Here is a 14,272-nt window from a genome sequence, read left to right on the forward strand (position 1 = left end):
CGCGCGTCCCGCGGGCTCCCTCAGGGCTCACGCCGGACGGCGGTCCCTCGCGCCGGGGCCTCGTCCGGCAGGGACTGCTCGGCCCAGATCGTCTTGCCCGCGGACGTGTGGCGGCTGCCCCAGCGCTCGGCCACCTGGGCGACGAGGAGCAGTCCGCGTCCGCCCTCGTCGAAGGTCCGGGCCCGCCGCAGATGCGGGGCGGTACTGCTGCCGTCGGAGACCTCGCAGATGAGCGCGTCGGCACGGACGAGTCGCAGCCGGATGGGCGGGGTGCCGTAGCGGATGGCGTTGGTGACCAGTTCGCTGACGATCAGCTCGGTGGCGAACTCCAGCTCGGTCAGTCCCCAGGCGGTCAGCTGCTCGCCGGCCGACCGGCGGGCTCCGGCGACGGCGGACGGATCGGCGGGCAGCTGCCAGGTGCGCACCTGGTCCGCGCCGAGGGTGGTGGTGCGGGCCAGGAGCAGGACGATGTCGTCGGCCGGGGGGTCGGGCCGCACCTTGCGCATCACCTCCTCACACGTCTCCTCCAGGCCGGCGGCGGGGTGGCGCAGTGCCTCACCCAGCAGGTCCAGCCCGACGTCGACGTCACGGCCCGGGGCCTCGATCAGACCGTCGGTGTAGAGAGCGAGCACGCTGCCCTCGGCCATGTCGATCCGGGTGGCCTCGAAGGGCAGTCCACCGAGGCCGAGCGGAGGCCCGGCGGGCAGATCCAGTACCCGCACCGTCCCGTCGGGCGTCATCAGCAGCGGCGGTGGATGCCCCGCCCGAGCCAGGTCGCAGTGGCCGGCGACGGGGTCGTAGACGGCGTAGAGGCAGGTGGCCCCGACCTCCCCCGAGGCCTCCTCCGCCTGCCCCCGCGCGTCCGGGCCCTCCTCCCGGTCGAGGCGGATGACCAGGTCGTCCAGCCGGGTGAGCAGCTCGTCGGGCATGAAGTCGGCGTCGGCGAGGGTCCGTACCGCGGAGCGCAGACGGCCCATCGTGGCCGAGGCACGCACGCCGTGTCCCACCACGTCGCCCACGGCCAGCGCGACCCGTCCCCCCGACAGCTCGATGACGTCGAACCAGTCCCCGCCGATCTCGTCCCCCGGCCCGGCGGGCAGGTAGCGGTAGGCGAGGTCCACGGCGGCCACCTCCGGCAGCCGTTCGGGCAGCAGGCTGCGCTGGAGCGTGAGCGCGGTACGGCGCTCACGGGTGTAGCGGCGGGCGTTGTCGATGCTCACCGCGGCCCTGGCGGCGATCTCCTCGGCGAGGACCAGGTCGTCCGGGCCGAAGGCGTCCGCCGTCCGGTGCCGCATGAGGTGCATGACGCCGAGCGTGACCCCTCGCGCGCGCAGGGGTACCATCAGCACCGAATGGATCTTGAACCGGCGCATGCTCACGGCCCGGGCCGGGGAGGCCGTCGACCACGCGCGCAACTGCGGGTCGCCCGCGCGGTAATGGGTCCCCCGGCCGGTGATCAGGGCCTGCGCAGGGGGTGAGCCGGAAGGGTGGACGTCGGTGTCACCCGTGGGAACCACGGACTCGGGGCATCCCGCGAGCACCGACCGTTGCGCGGTGCGGCGGCAGACGACCGGCGTGTCGGGCGGCACCGGTTGCGGCTCATGCCCCTGGACGACGGACTCCAGCAGGTCGACGGTGGCGAAGTCGGCGAACCCCGTCACCGCGACCTCGGCCAGTTCCTCGGCCGTGCGGGTCACGTCGAGGGTGCTGCCGATGCGCACGCTGGCGTCGTTCAGCACCGCCAGTCGGCGCCGGGCCCAGTACTGCTCGGTGATGTCGATGACCAGCGCGGACACCCCCAGCACCCCGCCGGCCGGGTCCTTCAGCGGGGAGAGGAACACGGACCACGCGTGATCGCGGGCCTCGCCCGAGGCTCGAAAGGGCTGTTCCTCGCGGAAGACCGTCTCGCCGGTGCGCACCACCTGGTGCTGCAGGCGGTCGATCTCGTCCAGGGGCGGGGCGGGGTAGATCTCCCACAGGGTCCGTCCCCGCATCTCGTCGGGTTTCAGCCCCATGGCCCGGGTCATGACCTGGTTGCAGGTGACGAACCGCGCCTCGCTGTCGTAGATGGCCACGGGCAGCGGGAGCTGTGCCAGCGTGAGGTCCCACAGCTGCGCCGATGCCACATCCGTCGGGCCGGAGGCATGGGTCACCGCCGCCGGCGTGAGGACCCAGTACGCGCTGTCGCCCGCGTCGGTCAGCGGGGTGCCCCGGAGCCGCACGGTGACGCGGTCCCCGTCGCGCCCGCGCAGCGCGAGGTCGCTCGTCCACGACTCGGCGGCGGCCAGGTGGCGCCGGGTCGCGAAGGGCAGTGTTCCGGCGAGCAGGGCCGAGGCGGGCCGGCCCACCACGTCCTCGGGCCCGTACCCGAGGAGCCGTCCGGCTCCCGCGCTCCACACCATGACGGCGCCGCGGGCGTCGATGACGACCGCGAAGTCGTCGGGTGCCGCTGTGGTGGTGTCGGGCTCGTTGTCCATGGGCGTGTACCGACCTCGTCCCCTGCGTCGCCCGGGCACGGGCGCCGGGTCGCCCCTCGCGGGGCGCTGCCTCCAGCATCCCGCCGCGGCCCGGCCCGCTCAACCGGCCGCGGACGGGCCCGCGCGTGCGGCGTGCTCAGAGAGGAGTCGAGGCCGACGGCACGAAGGGGGCCCCGTGGCCGGGGACGATCAGGGCCGGGCCCAGGGCCAGGACCTTCTCCCTGGCCGCCCGGAGCCGGTCGCGGTCGGGCGCGAAGGGGTCGTCGGCCGGTCCCTCGGCGGTCCACCACAGGTGGGTCAGGACCACCAGGCCCTCCGCCGCGGTCACCAGGGTGCTGACGTCCTCGTCGGTGTGACCGGGGGTGGTCATCAGCGTGATCGACGAGGAGAGCCGGTAGCCGTCGGCGTCCTGGTCCTCCCAGATGTCGTCGCGGTAGATGGCCATGTGGTCGTGGAAGCGGGCCTCGGGGAACAGGGCCGCGTTCAGTGTGTGGTCCGGGTGGTGGTGGCTGAAGACCACGTCGGTGACGTCCTCGGGGGTCAACCCGTGGTCCGCCAGCGGGTCGAGGATGAGCCGACGGTCCGCGACCATCCCCGGATCGACGACCGCGACGGTCGCTCCCTCGACGAGCAGGGTGACGGTGCCCGCCACCCGCGTTTCGGCGTAGCCGGTGGTCAGGACGTGGAACGAGGCGGTCATGACGGGTTCCTCCGGTGTGGCCTGGAGTGCCGGCCGCGCGGGCCATGGAGTGCGGGTCCTGGGATCCTGCCATGGGGCACCCGGCGCCCGGAAGCCGGTGATCACGCCCGGGAGCCGGTGATCAGTGCGCCCGAGGCGGGGCGGCGGGTCGGTCGGTGGCCGGGCCCGGCTCGGACGGCCGGCGGCCGGCGGCCAGCGGTCAGCGGTCAGCGGTCAGCGGCCAGCGGCCAGCGGTCAGCGGTCAGCGGTCAGCGGTCAGCGGTCAGCGGTCAGCGGTCAGCGGTCAGCGGCCGAGGGTATTGGTCCGGCCCTCTCCCCCGGCCCGCCCGAAGCCTTCTCCCCCGGCCCGCCCGAAGTCGCCGCGCCGACCCGGGACCGTCCGCCCAGCCCTGTGCGGCGGACGCCGGCGTTTACCGGGCCGCGCGCAGGGTGGCGAACAGTGCCGGCCCGGCTCTTCGTCGGCCACGGGCGGCGGCATGACCGGACGTCCGGCACAGGGCGGGGCCGCGGGCCAGATCGTGGGCGGTGTGCCGGACGGGCCGGGGACGACACTCCCGACGCCGTCCCGCATCGCGTCGGGCCTCCGTTCCGTACGGCGCCGCAGTGGCGCAGCAGGGTTGTCAGGGGCATGCTCGCGCTTCTACAGTCCAAGGCAGAACGGAAATGGGAGCGCTCCCAAGGCGGGGATGCAGGGAGCGCCTGGCACCACCCCCCACCTCCCGGCCGTACCTCCGAAAGAGGCCCCCATGCGACCGTCGCCGTATCCGCCTCTGCCGCGTTCCGTGCGCGGCGCGCTGGGCGCGCTCGTCACCGCGCTCGCGACCATCGCGGCACTCTTCGCCGCCACGCCACCCGCCCAGGCCGACACGACCGTCTGCGAACAGTACGGCTCGACCGTCGTCCAGGGGCGCTATGTCGTCCAGAACAACCGCTGGGGCACCAACGACCCCCAGTGCGTCACCGCCACCGACACCGGCTTCCGGCTCAGCCGGGCCGACGGTTCCGTCCCCACCAACGGCGCGCCCAAGTCGTACCCGTCCCTGTTCAACGGCTGCCACTACACCAACTGCTCCCCGGGAACCAGCCTCCCGGCCCAGCTCTCGAACATCTCCAGCGCGCCGAGCAGCATCTCGTACGGCTACGTCGGCGACGCCGTCTACAACGCCTCGTACGACATCTGGCTGGACCCGACGCCCCGGACCGACGGTGTGAACCGGACCGAGATCATGATCTGGTTCAACAAGGTGGGCCCGATCCAGCCCATCGGCTCGCAGGTCGGCACGGCCACCGTGGGCGGACGCTCGTGGCAGGTGTGGTCGGGCAACAACGGCACCAACGACGTGCTGTCCTTCGTGGCCCCGTCGGCGATCGCCGGCTGGAGCTTCGACGTGATGGACTTCGTCCGCCAGGCCGTGGCGCGCGGACTGGCGCAGAACAACTGGTACCTGACGAGCGTCCAGGCCGGCTTCGAGCCCTGGCAGAACGGTACGGGGCTGACCGTGAACGCGTTCTCGTCCAGTGTCAACACCGGTGGCGGTGGGCCCGGTGGCCCCGGCGGCGCCGCCTGCCAGGTGGCGTACACCACGAACGTGTGGCAGGGCGGCTTCACCGCGAACGTCACCGTCGCCAACACCGGTTCCGCACCCGTCGACGCCTGGCGCCTCGCCTTCTCCCTGCCCGCCGGCCAGAGCGTCACCAGCTCCTGGAACGCCTCCCTCTCCCCGTCCTCGGGATCGGTCACGGCGAGCCCCCTGGCGCACAACGCGAGCATCTCCCCCGGCGGGAGCCAGTCGTTCGGGTTCCAGGGCACCTACAGCGGCGCCTTCACCGCGCCGGGCGGTTTCAGCCTCAACGGGACCGCCTGCACCCGGGCGTGACGCGCACGACCGGTGCCGGGCGCCGCACGGGCGCCCGGCACCGGTCGACGACGTGGTGCGCCGACCGGGGACGCCGGCCGTCAGGGGACGCGAGGGGGAACCGCACCGATCCAGCGGCGATAGGCGTCCCTGTCCACGTTGCCGCCGCACACGACGGTGACGACGTGGCGACCGGCGAAGCGGTCACGGTCTTCGAGGACCGCCGCGACACCGAGCGCGGCCGACGGTTCGACGACGAGGCCGGCGTGGTCGTGGAGCATCCGCACACCGGCGATGATCGACGCCTCCCGGACCAGGACGGCGTCGTCGGCGACCAGGAGGAGATCGTCCAGGACTTCCGGGAGGGGATACCGGCCGGCGACGCCGTCGGCGATGGTGTCGGTCGCGTCGGTGGTGACGACCCGCCGCTGATGCCACGAGTGCGTCATCGCCGGTGCGCCCAGCGGCTGGACGCAGATCACCTCGACCTCGGGCGCCAGGGTCTTGAGCACATGCCCCACGCCGGTGGCCAGCGCCCCGCCGCCGAGAGCGAGCAGAACCGTGTCGAACTCCGGCGCGGTGTCCACCAGTTCCAGGCCGATGGTCGCCGCGCCCTCACAGGTCTCGATGTCCAGGCTGTCCTCGACCAGCCTGATGCCCTCGCAGCGGGCGACGGCCGCCGCCCGCTCCCGGGCCGACTCGTGGTCGCCGTCGACCAGTTCGAGCCGGGCGCCCAGCGCACGGATCCGGTCGAGCTTGGCCACGGTCGCGAAGCGGGAGGCCACGACGGTCACTTCGAGGCCCCGGCCGCGACCGGACCAGGCGAGGGCCTGGCCGAGATTGCCCGCGCTGGCGCACACCGCGGCTCGTGGGCCGTGACCACCGCCGGCGAGCCGGGTCGCGACGACCTCGGTGCCGCGGGCCTTGAAGCTGCGCACGGGGTTCGCGGTCTCGAGCTTGACGCTCACCGCGCATCCGAGGTGCGGTTCCAAGGCCTCGCAGCGATACAGCGGGGTGTCGAGGAAGACCGGGTCGATGACCTGGCGGGCCGCCCTGATCCGGGCGATGTCGAGACGTGTCTCCTGCACGACACCGCAGCGTAGTGCCGACGGCGCCGCGCCATCGGGCAACTGCCGCTTTCCGCATGTCGCCCGGAGGTGTCGGCAGGTCCGTCCCGTCGGCGCGCGGTACGCCGCGGGCGCGGGCACGGCAGCACCCCGGCGGTGCAACCACCGGGGTGAACCGCTTGCACTGTCAGTCGCCCGGCCATGTGCCGGCCCTGTCCGGCCGGCCGAAGTGCCGTGCGGCGCAACGGAGTTGCAGGCGTCCTACACCTGGTTGAAGAACCGCCACACCTCGGCCGGCAGCCAGGTCCTGGAGCCGCTGTCGCCGGTGGCCCCGTCCTGGGGAGCCGCGATGTGTCCCGCGTCGAACGCCGCCCAGGCGACCGGGTGCCCGGCCGAGCACCCGGAGTAGGTGGTGACCCGGTGCGACAGGCTGCCCTGCGCCGGCTCGGGCGGGTTCTGGGGGGTGCAGCCGTTGTTCCTGACGAACCTGTCCCGCATCGACCGGCCGCCGGAGATGCCGAGGACGTTGTCCCGCAGGCCGTGCACACCGAAGTAGGCGATGGGCTGCGTACCGCCGCCGCAGCCGCTGAGCTGCCCGCCGCTCTGGACGGCGACGGCGCGGAAGACCGTCGCCCGCGAGCATGCGAGCGAGTACGACATGGCGGCGCCGTAGCTGAATCCCAGGGCGAAGCGCTGGGTCGTGTCGATGCACAGACCCGCGTCGAGCCGCCGGATCATGTCGTCGACGAAGGTGATGTCCTCGCCGCCCGCGTTGCCCCAGCCGTTGTTGAGGCCCTGGGGTGCGACGAAGACGGCACTGTTGTCGGCCAGCCGCTGGAGCCCGTAGTAGGCCCAGGTGCCCGTCTCCACAGTGCGGCCCGTGGAGACGTCGGTGGAGGTGCCGCCCAGCCAGTGGAAGCCGAACACCAGCCGGTAGGCGCGGTTGCGGTCGTAGCCGTCCGGGACGCGCAGGATGAAGCTCCGGTTCTTGCCGCCGCTCTGGATCGTGTGCGTACCGCTCGTCAGCGCGGGCGCCTTGCCGCAGCCGGGGGTCGTGGCGGCGGGGGCACGCTCGGAGGCGGCGGCCGTGCCCGAGGCCGCGAGCGTCGTGCTCCCCAGGGCCAGGACGAGCAACGCGACGATGGCGGGCCATAAGAGGGTTCTGGTCCTCGTGATCATGTGACTCCCTTTCCGGCAACCGATCCCATGAATGTCGTGCACCTGACAGCCAGCGGTAACGCAAGATTCGGCCACGTTCACGATCGAACCCACCCGGTCACCAGGTAGTCCCGGACTATAGAGAGGCGGGTGAACATGTCAACACACGGCGTGCCACCGGTTCCGACGGCCGCGGCTGACACCGGAGTTGGCGTGGACCAGGCATAGGAGCCTCCGGACCTCGGCGGAAGCAGCCGACTCCGACGCGCGATGCGAACGAAATCTTTCGACCTGAACACCGAATCATGCGAGAGGTATTGACGGGGCACACCGGCCTCCTATCATCCAAAGTGCTCGATGTGCCGATCGGTGTCCGACATCACGAACCAGGCAGGACGGGCAAGTTCTGCCACGGCGGACCGCGCGCCGAGTCAGGCACCTCCTACGACGTACGTCGGCACAAGCACCCGCCCCTCGATCCCGAGGCACGGCGGCTCCACGCGCCACCCACGACGGCCCGGCCGCGCTAGGAGAACGACATGGATATGTCATGGCCTGATCACTTCTGGGATCGCCGTCGTGCGCTGACCGCAGCCACCGGTCTGGTGACGGGCACCCTGCTCCCCCTGGCCGGAGCGTCGCACGGCGTCGCGGCCCCCGGTCCGGCACAGGAGCCGGCCGGGCCGGCCGCCGCGGACTTCACCAACCCGGTCGTCTGGCAGGACTTCGCGGACATCGACATCATCCGCGTCGGCGCCACCTACTACGCCTCGGCCTCCACGATGCACTACTCGCCGGGCGCGCCCGTGCTGCGCTCGTACGACCTGGTGAACTGGGAGATCGCCGGTCACGCGGTGCCGACCCTCGACTTCGGCGCCAAATACGACCTGAACGGCGGCCGTGGCTACGTCCGCGGCATCTGGGCGTCGTCACTGGCCCATCGCCCGAGCAACGGGACCTTCTACTGGCTCGGCCAGATCGACTTCGCCCGGACGTACGTCTACACCGCCACCGCCGTCGAGGGCCCGTGGAACAGGCTCACCACGATCAACACGCCGTACTACGACGCGGGGTTGCTCGTGGACAGCGACGACACCCTGTACGTGGCCTACGGCAACTCCACCATCAGCGTGGCCCAGCTCTCGCCGGACGGCCGCACCCAGGTCCGCACCCAGCAGGTGTTCACCACACCGTCGAGTGTCGGCACCCTGGAGGGCTCCCGCTTCTACCGGATCAACGGGCAGTACTACATCTTCCTGACCCGCCCCGCGAACGGCCAGTACATCCTGAAGTCGTCGAGCGGCCCCTTCGGTCCGTACACGATGCGGCAGGTCCTCCTCGACCTGCGCGGGCCGATCCCCGGCGGCGGTGTCCCGCACCAGGGCGGACTGGTGCAGACGCAGAGCGGGGCCTGGTACTACCTGGCCTTCGTGGACGCCTACCCCGGCGGCCGGGTACCCGCCCTGGCGCCGGTCACCTGGACCTCGGACGGCTGGCCCGTCGTGCAGCTCATGAACGGCACCTGGGGCGCCTCGTATCCCGCGCCGGCGGTGCCCGCCCCACCCCGCCCGACCACCCCCATGACCGGGGTCGACACCTTCGACGGCACGGCCCTCAAGCCGAAGTGGGAGTGGAACCACAACCCGGACAACACCAAGTGGTCGGTGAACAACGGCCTGACCCTGCGCACCGCGACCGTCACGGGCGACCTGTACTGGGCCCGTAACACCCTCACCCACCGCATCCAGGGCCCCACCTCCACGGCCACGGTCCAGCTGGACCCCTCGGCCATGCGGGACGGCGACCGGGCGGGACTGGCGCTGCTGCGTGACTCCTCCGCGTGGATCGGCCTCAAGCGCGACGGCGGTGCGACACGGCTGGTCATGGTCGACGGGCTGACCATGGACGGCAGCTGGAACACCACCGGCACCGGTGTCGAACGGGCGAGCGCGAGCGTGCCGGGCGGTCGCGTCTGGCTGCGGGCGAACGCCGACATCCGCCCCGGATCACCCCGGCCGGGCACCTTCTCCTACAGCACCGACGGCACCCGCTTCACCCGCCTCGGGCCCGCCTTCTCCATGGGCAACGACTGGCGCTTCTTCATGGGCTACCGGTTCGCCCTCTTCAACCACGCCACGCAGGCACTCGGCGGCTCGGTCCGCGTCACACGCTTCGAGCTGACCACCCCCTGAAACCTCCATCCCCTGAGACCTCCACTCCCTGAAGCCTCCGCACCCGCATCACCAGCACGACCATCACTCGCACCCGACCGTACGAGGAGAACGATGAACCCGTTGAAACGGCTCGGCCGGCGCCAGGCGTCGGTACTGGGCCTGGCAGCCGTCATGTCCCTGGTCACGCCCGGCATCGCCGCCGGTGCGCCGGAGACGGTACCGGGCGCCGCCACCGAAGCGGCGCCGAAAGCGGTCAAGGCGTCCACCCTGGGCGCCCAGGCCGCCCAGTCCGGGCGGTACTTCGGAACCGCCGTTGCCGCCGGACGGCTCGGTGACGGCCAGTACACCGGCATCCTGGACCGCGAGTTCAACTCGGTCACGGCCGAGAACGAGATGAAGTGGGACTCGACCGAGCGGAACCGTGGCCAGTTCACCTTCGGCGGCGGCGACCAGATCATGAACCGCGCGGCCTCCCGGGGCCAGCGCGTGCGCGGCCACACGCTGGTGTGGCACCAGCAGCTCCCCGGCTGGGTCAACTCCATCCGCGACGCGAACACCCTGCGCGGCGTGATGAACAACCACATCACCACGGTGATGAACCACTACAAGGGCCGGATCCACTCCTGGGACGTGGTCAACGAGGCCTTCGCCGACGGCAACAGCGGCCAGATGCGCAGCTCGGTCTTCCGGGACGTACTGGGCACCGGCTTCATCGAGCAGGCGTTCCGCACCGCCCGCACGGCCGATCCGGCGGCCAAGCTCTGCTACAACGACTACAACATCGAGGACTGGAACGCCGCCAAGACCCAGGGCGTCTACCGCATGGTCCGCGACTTCAAGGCACGGGGTGTGCCCATCGACTGCGTCGGCCTCCAGGCACACTTCGGCGCCGGCGGTCCCCCCGGCAGCTTCCAGACCACGCTGTCGAGCTTCGCCGCGCTCGGCGTGGACGTGCAGATCACCGAACTGGACATCGCGCAGGCACCGGGGTCCGCGTACGCGAACACGGTCCGGGCGTGTATGAACGTGGCGCGCTGCACCGGCATCACCGTCTGGGGCATCCGCGACAGCGACTCCTGGCGCAGCGGGGAGAACCCGTTGCTGTTCGACCGCAACGGCAACAAGAAGGCGGCCTACCAGTCGGCGCTCACCGCGATGGGCGGCTCGCTCGCGACGAAGGGGGCCGAGGCACCTTCGCCCCGGTCCGTCGGCCACTGATCGCACCCGGGTCGCACACCACGACCCGCTGAAGCCGACGCAGGCCCCCGGCTCACCCCTGGGGCCTGCGTCCCCTCCATGAGCGCCGCGCACGAAGAGGCAGAACGGGTGACCGGCCGGATCGGACAGGACGCGTACGTCGGACCGGGGTTGGAACTCCTCCATGCTCGCCCCCCGGTGCGAGCGCGCGCTCGACGGCCGCCGGCAGGTCGCCGACCTCGATGTTCAGATGGCCACCATCCGCTGCCCGGACCGGGTGGAAGGCCACTGCGGCCGGGTGTACATCGGCTCGGTCCGGAAGGACAGCCCGCCGCCGCCGGGCGGGGCGATCTCGACCCGGTCCGGTTCCTCCTTCCGCGTCGGCCACCGTAGGAGACGCCGGTAGAACCGCGCCGGCTCGCGGGCGTCCGGTGCGTCGAGGGTGGTCGCGGCCAGGGTGAAGCGCGGCGGGGTCTCCCCGCGGTGCTCGCGGGGGCTACTCATCCTCTTCCGGGTCCCAGGCCAGGAGCAGGTCGAAGAGGCGGCGGTCGCCGTCCCCCTTCAGGGAGTCCACCGGGATCCGGCCGTACAGGGCCAGGACCAGATCGCCGGCCGTGCCCCGCAGGGAGGCGTCGGCAGGCGTCGTGCCGGAGTCGGGGAGGCGGGCGGCCCGTGTCCCGTCGGCGCGGAGCGTGAGGCGCCACGCGGGGCCCTCGGTGGTGAGACAGTCGACGGTGGCGGGCTCGTGGGGCCAGGGGGCCGTCCCCGCACAGCAGGTGGACAGGAACTCGTCGACGCCGTCGAGTGCCGACTCGTCCGGCAGCGGCCGCGCGCCGCCCGTGGTGATCTGGGCGTCGTAGGTGTGCACCGCCGCCTCCTGGACCTGGTGCCGGGCGACCGCGCCGCAGGTCTGCGGCGACTGCGACGTACCCCACCAGGTCCAACAGCCGCGATCCGGGCCGGACTCCCGCAGTGCCGCGAGCAGTTGCTCCGTGGCCTCGGCCGACCAGGCCAGCAGGGCCGCGCGCTCCCCTGGCGCGTCCGGGGCGGTCTCGGGCGGGGGAGCGTCGGCCGGGCCCGCGGCGACGGTGGCGGCCCAGAAGCGGTGCACCGTGCCCAGGTGCCGCACCAGATCCAGCAGCGTCCACTCGGGGCAGGTCGGCACCCGCTCCGCGAGGCTGGGCGCGGCGGCGATCACGGCCCGGAACGCGTCGGACCGTTCCTCGATCATCCGCAACCGTGCGGGGAAGTCCAGGGTCGTGGTCACCGTCTTCGTCACGCTGACTGTCTATCACCGTCCTCGGCCGCCCGGACAACGGTTTTCACGGCAGCCGTGCCGGGCGCGCGGCACCGGCCGCGCGCCCGTCGTGTCAGCGGCGCCGGTGGAGCTCGATGGCGAGTGGGGTGGCGGTGAACATGGAGGAGTACGTGCCCACGGCGAGCCCGATCAGCAGGGCGAGGGCGAAGTCGGCGAGGGAGTCACCGCCGAGGACGGCCAGGGCGGTGAGGATGAAGGCGGCTCCCATGCCGGTGTTGACGGTGCGGGGCAGCGTCTGCAGCAGAGCCCGGTTGGCGACGGCCGCGAAGGGGGCGGTTCGGTCGGCGCGGCTCAGGTCCCTGACGCGGTCGAAGACGACCACGGAGTCGTTGACCGAGTAGCCGATGACGGTGAGCAGGGCGGCGAGGAAGACGCCGTCCACGGGCTTGCCCAGCCAGGCGAAGACGCCGATGAGGATCACCACGTCGTGGGCGAGCGCGGCGACGGCGGAGGTGCCGAACAGCCAGCGGAAGCGGGCCGCGAGGTAGAGGAGCTGGGCGCCGAGGGCCACGACGAGGGCGATCAGGGCGCCGTTGCGCAGCTCCTTGCCGAGGCTGGGGCCGATGGCCTCCTCGCGGACCTTGTCGGCGCGGTCGGTCAGCGTGCCGATGGTGTCGGTGACGGCTGCCGCCTGCGCGTCGGTCAGCCGGTCGGTGCGGACGGTGAGTTGGCTGTCGCCGGAGGTCTGGACGACGGCTCGGGGGAATCCGGCGTCGGCGAGAGCGGCGCGCGCCCGGTCGGCGTCGACGGGTGTGGCGGTGGAGTACTCGACGAGGCGGCCTCCGGTGAACTCGATCCCGAAGTCCAGGCCGCGTACGCCGATCCCGGCCACGGCGACGGCGAGGACCACGGCGGAGGCGGCCAGCCACCGCCGGGGCCTGCGCATCAGCTGCGGTGGGGTGCGGGTGAGGCGGTCGCGGACGGCACCGGTCCGGTCGATGCCCGTCAGGCGGGGGCGACGGCGGATCCGGGGCCGGGAGGCGGCGTGTTCGGCGAGCACCCGGGTGATGACCAGGGCGCTGAACATGGAGGCGAGGACGCCGATGCCCAGGGTGACGCCGAAGCCGCGTACGGGTCCGGAGGCGAGGAAGAACAGCAGCCCGGCGGCGATGAGGGTGGTGATGTTGGAGTCGGTGATCGCGCTGAAGGCACCCCGGAATCCCGCCGTCAGGGCCGAGCGTGGGCTGGGCCGGTGGTGGGAGGCGTACTCTTCGCGGGCCCGTTCGAAGACCAGGACGTTGGCGTCGACCGCCATGCCGATGGCCAGGACGAATCCGGCGAGGCCGGGGAGGGTGAGGGTGGCGCCCAGGGCGGCGAGCGCGGCGTAGGAGATCAGGCCGTAGCAGAGCAGCGCCACGGTGGCGAGGACGCCCATGAGCCGGTAGACGGCGATGATGAACAGCGCGGTGAGCGCGGTGCCCACCGCGGCGGCCCAGGCGCTGGCCTCGATGGCCTGGGCGCCGAGGGTGGGGCCGACGGTGCGCTGCTCGACGTTCTCCACCGGTACGGGCAGGGCGCCGCCGTTGATGAGCAGGGCGAGTTCCCTGGCCTCGTCGGCGTCGAACGATCCGGTGATCTGGGTGGAGCCACCGCTGATGCCGGCGCCGCAGCCGACCGACGGATCGATCTGGGGCGAGGTGATGACCTTGTCGTCGAGGACGATGGCGACCCGCCGGGCCGGGTCTCCGGCCGGGGCGCAGGCGGCCTCGCCCGTCAGGCGGGCCCAGCCGTCGCGGCCGGCTCCCTCGAAGTCGACGGTCACATGCCATCCGGCGCCGGTCTGCTGGTCGATCCGCGCGGCGGCTTCCTCGACGTCTCCACCGGTCAGCGAGGCCGCTTCGAGGCGCAGGAGTTGACCGGACTCGTCGGCCAGGACCCGCTCCCGCGGCTGCTTCGGCGCGTCCTTGTCCGTGTCGTCGGTGGCGGTCGTCGTGCCGAGGACCCGGTGGAAGGTGAGCTGGGCGGTGCGGCCGAGGACGTCGGCGGCCTCGGCCGGGTCCTGCACTCCGGGCAGTTCGACGACGATCCGGTTGTCGCCGGAGCGCGCGAGGGTGGGTTCGGCGACGCCGAGGGCGTCGATGCGTCCGCGCAGCACCTCCAGGGTGCGGTCGGTGGCTTCGCCGTCGGCGTCGGCGGTGTCGGCGGTGTCGGTGGTGTCGGCGGTGTCGGCGGTGTCGGTATCGGTGGGGCGGGTTTCCAGCACGATCTGCGTGCCGCCCCGCAGATCGAGTCCGAGGTGAACGGGTGTGGTGAGGGCGATGTACAGGGACAGGGCGACAGCGGCGAGGGCGAGCAGCCCTCGGATGCGCGGGGCGCGGGTCAACA

The 14,272-nt window shown here is 72.4% G+C and carries 9 protein-coding genes and 1 pseudogene; 3 read left to right on the top strand and 7 right to left on the bottom strand.

Annotated features, from left to right (window positions below):
- Positions 1-20 precede the first annotated feature (20 nt).
- Positions 21-2,477, bottom strand: a complete 2,457-nt coding sequence (locus tag ACWCRJ_RS21265) for a SpoIIE family protein phosphatase (protein WP_450940728.1) — start codon at positions 2,475-2,477, stop codon at positions 21-23.
- A 136-nt stretch (positions 2,478-2,613) separates the two neighbouring features.
- Positions 2,614-3,177, bottom strand: a complete 564-nt coding sequence (locus tag ACWCRJ_RS21270) for an MBL fold metallo-hydrolase (protein WP_450940729.1) — start codon at positions 3,175-3,177, stop codon at positions 2,614-2,616.
- A gap of 746 nt (positions 3,178-3,923) precedes the next feature.
- On the opposite strand from ACWCRJ_RS21270, the gene ACWCRJ_RS21275 reads away from it, so the two are divergent.
- Positions 3,924-5,054: a GH12 family glycosyl hydrolase domain-containing protein gene (locus ACWCRJ_RS21275; RefSeq protein WP_450940730.1), complete on the top strand. Its 1,131-nt coding sequence runs from the start codon at positions 3,924-3,926 to the stop codon at positions 5,052-5,054.
- 80 nt (positions 5,055-5,134) lie between these two features.
- Here ACWCRJ_RS21275 and ACWCRJ_RS21280 read toward each other — a convergent pair whose 3' ends face one another.
- Both ACWCRJ_RS21280 and ACWCRJ_RS21285 read right to left on the bottom strand, forming a co-directional pair.
- Complete coding sequence (locus ACWCRJ_RS21280; protein ID WP_450940731.1) at positions 5,135-6,121, bottom strand: threonine ammonia-lyase; 987 nt, start codon at positions 6,119-6,121, stop codon at positions 5,135-5,137.
- A 240-nt stretch (positions 6,122-6,361) separates the two neighbouring features.
- The gene (locus ACWCRJ_RS21285; RefSeq protein ID WP_450940732.1) at positions 6,362-7,279 is read right to left on the bottom strand and encodes an alpha/beta hydrolase family esterase; all 918 of its coding nucleotides are present in this window, start codon (positions 7,277-7,279) and stop codon (positions 6,362-6,364) included.
- 524 nt (positions 7,280-7,803) lie between these two features.
- Between ACWCRJ_RS21285 and ACWCRJ_RS21290 the strand changes: the two genes are divergently transcribed.
- Positions 7,804-9,450 (top strand): glycoside hydrolase family 43 protein, encoded by a 1,647-nt coding sequence (locus ACWCRJ_RS21290; protein WP_450940773.1) that lies wholly within the window; start codon positions 7,804-7,806, stop codon positions 9,448-9,450.
- A 93-nt stretch (positions 9,451-9,543) separates the two neighbouring features.
- Positions 9,544-10,623, top strand: a pseudogene (locus ACWCRJ_RS21295) (endo-1,4-beta-xylanase); the annotation flags it as partial.
- A 252-nt stretch (positions 10,624-10,875) separates the two neighbouring features.
- On the opposite strand, the gene ACWCRJ_RS21300 reads toward ACWCRJ_RS21295, so the two are convergent.
- The 3 genes from ACWCRJ_RS21300 to secD form a co-directional block, all read right to left on the bottom strand.
- Positions 10,876-11,133: a VOC family protein gene (locus tag ACWCRJ_RS21300; RefSeq protein WP_450940733.1), complete on the bottom strand. Its 258-nt coding sequence runs from the start codon at positions 11,131-11,133 to the stop codon at positions 10,876-10,878.
- On the bottom strand, positions 11,126-11,860 hold the full coding sequence (locus ACWCRJ_RS21305) for a maleylpyruvate isomerase family mycothiol-dependent enzyme (RefSeq protein ID WP_450940774.1): 735 nt from the start codon (positions 11,858-11,860) through the stop codon (positions 11,126-11,128). Before ACWCRJ_RS21305 ends, ACWCRJ_RS21300 begins: the two co-directional genes overlap by 8 nt.
- A gap of 139 nt (positions 11,861-11,999) precedes the next feature.
- Positions 12,000-14,270, bottom strand: coding sequence for a protein translocase subunit SecD (gene secD, locus ACWCRJ_RS21310; protein ID WP_450940734.1), 2,271 nt, complete (start codon positions 14,268-14,270; stop codon positions 12,000-12,002).
- Positions 14,271-14,272 lie beyond the last annotated feature (2 nt).

The sequence above is a fragment of the Streptomyces sp. NPDC002324 genome, assembly GCF_053593335.1.